General features: G+C 56.4%; 4 protein-coding genes. 3 read left to right on the plus strand and 1 reads right to left on the minus strand.

Features of this window, described 5'->3' with window-relative positions; translation table 11 throughout:
• The 3 genes from VKV29_RS14775 to VKV29_RS14785 all read left to right on the plus strand — a co-directional run.
• Positions 1–200 (plus strand): hypothetical protein (locus VKV29_RS14775; protein ID WP_324202089.1); only part of this gene is annotated, 200 nt, incomplete at its 5' end.
• Positions 201–303: 103 nt separating this feature from the next.
• Entirely contained in the window at positions 304–2703 is a 2400-nt protein-coding gene (locus tag VKV29_RS14780) for a hypothetical protein (protein WP_324202090.1), read from the plus strand.
• Between the two features lie 111 nt (positions 2704–2814).
• Positions 2815–3981: a glycosyltransferase gene (locus VKV29_RS14785; protein WP_324202091.1), complete on the plus strand. Its 1167-nt coding sequence runs from the start codon at positions 2815–2817 to the stop codon at positions 3979–3981.
• Here the strand turns inward: VKV29_RS14785 and VKV29_RS14790 are convergent.
• Positions 3974–4942, minus strand: a complete 969-nt coding sequence (locus tag VKV29_RS14790) for a hypothetical protein (protein ID WP_324202092.1) — start codon at positions 4940–4942, stop codon at positions 3974–3976. The genes VKV29_RS14785 and VKV29_RS14790 overlap by 8 nt on opposite strands.
• Positions 4943–5130: the final 188 nt, after the last annotated feature.

Genomic DNA, 5130 nt, shown 5'->3' on the forward strand with positions numbered 1-5130 from the left:
GTATCACCGGCTCTTCGGAGCTGGTGGGGATTGAAACTTGTCGTTGGATTCGCATCTTGTATCTGAAAGCTCGTATCACCGGCTCTTCGGAGCTGGTGGGGATTGAAACACTGTCAACAGACCCGTCATCGCCACAGGCATCGCTGTATCACCGGCTCTTCAAGGCCGACGCCCTTCCCCTCAGAGCGGGTGGAGATTGAAACACAAGGATAGAATGGAACCGCAGGATTCGGGGTAGACTACATGTAACAGAAAGGGGGTGAGAAACGTCCAAAGCAGATGGATGGAAGTTAACGAGAACGAATGAAATTCGCGCTTTCAGTGCTCCCCACACACCTTTGGGAGCGTATCTTTGGAATACCACCCCAGACGGCAAGCCGTATCCGACAAGCCCACCTGGTGTTCGCTACACCGTGGGTGCTACCGCTCGCCCTAACGCTCCTGATCTTCGCAGCTCTCTGGTTTGCATGGTGCTATTACCGCGATGGAACACGACCCTCCTGGCTGGTAAAAACCCCCCTGCTCCTCCTCCGATTGCTGGCCTTCTTCGCCCTTATGCTGATGCTGGCACAACCTACTCTCCGCTTGCGCGAAGAACAGCGCCTGCGACCCTCTGTGGCCATCCTCGTGGATACCTCCCAAAGTATGGGACTGGATGACCCACGCCTTCCCCCCACCTACGCCGCAAATGAGGCCCAGGCCACAGCCCTCTCCCCGCAAGAAGTCCGACACCTGCCACGTGTCGCACGCATACAGCGCCTCCTGGAGCATGACCCCCTGCTGAAAACCCTCGCCAAACGCTATGACCTGCGACTCTATACCTTCGCCTCACAAGCCCATGCTCTGGAACTGCCCCATGATAAAAACGGAACCCCCACGGCCTTCCCGCTTAATATAGACCGAACCGGTGGGGATAGCACCCAGATCGGCACGGCCCTGCATGAGGTGGCGCAAGATTTGGCCGGACGACCCGTCGCCGGCCTGCTCGTTATCAGCGATGGAGAGAATAATCAGGGGGAAGACCCGCTTACAGCAGCTATGGAGGCACGCGCCCTTCACACAACCGTCAGCACCCTCGGAGTGGGCGACCCCACTAAAACCAAAGATATCGCCGTGCTCGGCGTGCTCACCGATGACAACGTGCGCGTGCATAACGTTGTGAACCTCTATGCCGACTTGGAACAGCGCGGCTATGCCGGCAAAACGGTAACGGTTTCCTTGCTGCGAAACGGCCAACCCTTCCAACAACAGACCGTTCGTCTCGCTCCAGATGACCAAAAACAGGAGATCGTCTTTACCTACGTGCCCGACCGGCCCGGCCGGTTTGTATACACCGTTCGTGTGCCGCCCCAGCCAGGCGAGATCACGGCCGCCAACAACGCCCGTTCCGCCGTCCAAAACGTTATTCAAAAGCCCCTCAAGGTGCTTATGGTGGAGGAACGCCCACGTTGGGAGTTTCGCTATCTCAAAAATGCCATCTTGCGCGATACCAGCATCCAGTTCGCTTGCCTTTTGCTGAGCGGCGACGACATCAACAGCGGCGGGGAGGGGAATATAAAGATTTCCGGCTTTCCTTCCGATGAACGAACGCTCTTCGACTACGATATCCTTATTCTCGGCGATGTGCCTCGTTCCTACTTCTCGGACGCGCAGCTGCAGCTTATTCGCCGATTTGTGGAAGACCGTGGGGGAAGCCTTCTGCTGATTGCAGGCGAAAACCATATGCCTCAAGAGTTTGTGGGAACCGTGCTCGACCCGCTTATGCCCGCCACGTTTAGCTCCTCCCCGAATCCGATCACCACAGACGATCCGTTTCAATGGCAACTAACCCCACAAGGGCAGGAAAGCCCCATTATGCGCCTAGACGATGACCCCACCCGCAACCTGCAAATTTGGCAGAGCTTGCCTGGGATGTTTTGGTGCGAGGGAGCCGAGCGGGTTCGACCCGGCGCCGTGGTGCTGGCGGTGAACTCCGCACGAAGCAACGCCTACGGCCCTTACCCCCTGGCACTCTACCAAAACTTTGGAGCGGGGAAGTGCTACATGGATTTGGCCGATAGCACCTGGCGTTGGCGCTGGCGTGTGGGCGACCGCTACTTTTACCGGTATTGGGGACAGGTCATTCGCTTCCTCACCCCGCGCGACCTGCCCGGAAATCAACGCTTCGTTCAGGTGGCCACCGATAGACCCGGCAGCAGCTATCGCCTAGGGCAACAGGTTAGCATTACCGTGCGTTTGCTCGACCCTTACTACCATCCGGTGAAGGTCTCTTCACTTGCGGCCACCATCATCGGCAACAATGGGGTACGGCAAACCATCGCGCTGCAGCCCTCTCCAAATGCCCCCGGCCTGTACACCGCACGTTACCTGCCAAATCTCACCGGCAAATATACCATTTCGGTGACCTCACCGCAAAACCCGAGCTCGAAAGGAACGGCCACCTTCGTGGTGGAAAGCCTGGCGCTGGAGCTGCAAAAGCCCGAACTAGATGAGAAGATGTTAAAACGGATTGCTGCCGCCGGTGGAGGCCACTACTATCGTCCAAACCAACTCGATGACTGGTTGCGCTCCCTCAAAAATCGTCCTTTGGTGGTTACAAGCACACGAGAAACGGAACTTTGGAACTCGCCGTTTTTCCTGGCGTTGTTCATCGTGCCTTTAACCATCGAATGGCTTGTGCGCAAGCGCAGTGGCCTGTTGTAAACAGCAACCATTGGCTAACAAAAGGGCTTTTTTCTTGTTTAAAAGTGCCTCCTTGAGGTAATCTGAACACAGCGCTTTTGCCGGCCAACCCGAAAGCGCTAAATAACATCTATGCGTATCGCCCTTTTTTCCGAATGCTATACCCCCGTTCTAAACGGGGTGGTCATCGCCATTCAAACTCTCCGAGAGACCCTGCGCTCTATGGGGCATGAAGTCTTTATTTTTGCTGCCGGAGACCCTCAACCTGATGACGAGCAGGTCTACCGCCTGCCGGCCCTCCCGTTTCCCCAGCATCCCTACCGCTTTGCGCGTCCGTTTCCCTCGTTGCCGTTCGACTTTAGCCGGTTGCAGATCGATATCGTGCATTGCCAACACCCTTTCGCGGTAGGAAGGCTCGGCGCCCATTTGGCCCGCAAAAACGACATCCCGCTGATCTACACCGTGCATTCGCTTTACGACACCATGCTTTTGCTGGCAAAACCGGCCATTGTAAGGCGCCTAGGGCCGCCCGCCATGCGCAGCGTGATGCGGCGGTTCTGTAATAAAACCGATGTCATCATTGCCCCCTCGCGCTACGTGGCCCAAGCGCTTGCCCAGAGCGGAATCGCCGTGCCCATTCAGGTGGTGCCTAGCGGGGTGACGCCCCCGCATGTTTCTCCAGGAGATCGTGAAAGGGTGCGCTGTCAGATGGCGATTCCCGATGAGGTTCCCGTGCTCCTCTATGTGGGAAGGCTGGCACCGGAGAAGCGTGTTGACCTGCTTTTGCAGGCGGTAGCCCAGTTGCAACAGAAGCCTTTGAGAGGACCACAAGGCGCTTTTCGCTTGCTGCTGGTCGGCGATGGACCCTGTCGCTGTCAGCTCGAATGGCAGGTGCGGCGACTAGGAATTCAAGACCGTGTTGTGTTTGTTGGGGCGCAGCCTCATGAGAAGATCGGGGCATGGTATGCGGCTGCCGATCTTTTTCTGATGCCCTCGCCCATGGAGACGCAAGGTTTGGTGGTTATCGAGGCGATGAACTGCGGTCTGCCCTGCATCGCCGTGAGCGAGGGAGGGGCGGGGGAGGCGGTGATACCGGAGCAGACCGGGCTGATATGCCCCTTTAGCGCGCCCGCGTTCGCAACCGCCATTGAGATTTTGTTGAACAACCCACAACGCCGGAAGCAAATGGGGCATAACGCCTCTCGGCATGCGGAAATCTATTCGCCGGCACGCACGGCGCAAAGTGTTTTGGCCGCCTACGCGCAGGCACAAGCTAAACACAAAAAAGCGCCTATTTAGCCTTTTTTTGTGGATGATGCTTCATTACAAAAAGGTTCCAGCGATGCCGCCAGTCCAACGCCTGTTGGGTAATGGAGCGCAGACCGGCCTCCCATAGTTTGGGTTGAATGGCGCTCCATTTCGCCCCCTCTTTTTGGCGGGTAAGCCAGTAGGCAATTTGAAACTGAACAAAATAGTCGGGCACACGTCGGTCGGCCAACAGCCCATGCAAATGCAGCACCTGCCGTTTGGGTAGCCAATAGGAAGGGGCCTTCTGTTTTTGCGTGGCGTAAAGCCACTCCACTTTGGGAAGCGGACCAAAGAACCCGATTCGGGCGGCCAAATAGCCCATCTCCTGCTCGATATCGGCCAATGTGCGCCTGCCCGCAGCGGCCAGAAATTCCCGCCATAGCGCCTCAGTAGCCTTTTGTTTTGCTTGAGCCTCGCGCAGAAGATCGGCACAGCGGCTTTGATAAAATGCCTCCCATTCCCTTTCTATCCAGGCTTTTGCACGCTCGGCCACAAGGGCCAGCCCCCTTTGTTCCAGCTCTTTATCTACCACACCCCCGCGATGCGGAGCCGCATGACGCCGCGTTAAACCAGAACCAAACCCGTGAGCATAGTGTGCCAACTCATGGGCGATGACCGCCTCTAACACATAAAGGGGAACTTCGGGGTCGGCCAAAAGACCGTTGAGGCGAAGGATAGAGGTGTGGTTTCGCGCTCCAATCGAGCCGAAACGCCGATGCGCCCTGCGCCCGAAGTGGGCAACAATGGGATAGACTTGTGGAACATCGGCGAAGTAGGTGGTGCGCATACGCTGGACAAGGGCGTTGAGCCACGCATCGTCTCGTGAGGTAACATCGAGCCTATCTGAGATGACAGCGGCTTGTGAGATAAGGGCTTCCTCAAGAGGTTCTAAAGGGATGACATTTTCCGATGCTATCTTGTCTTGGCCTTTTTGGCTGCTTTCTAGCTCCATCCGATACAGACAACTCCTCCTAATAAAAAACACCCGTTCACGAAGAGACGGGTCTATTATAACTTCATACCGTAAAATTATCGTGAAATTTTAGTATCGGCAGAGCAAGGTACATAGAACGCGCCTAGAATTAAGCCGTAGATGGCATTGAGGATGAAAACTAGGAACGGTGTAGCTAGGCCTAGCTT

The sequence above is a fragment of the Chthonomonas sp. genome (assembly GCF_035294165.1).
Classification (GTDB): Bacteria; Armatimonadota; Chthonomonadetes; order Chthonomonadales; family Chthonomonadaceae; genus Chthonomonas.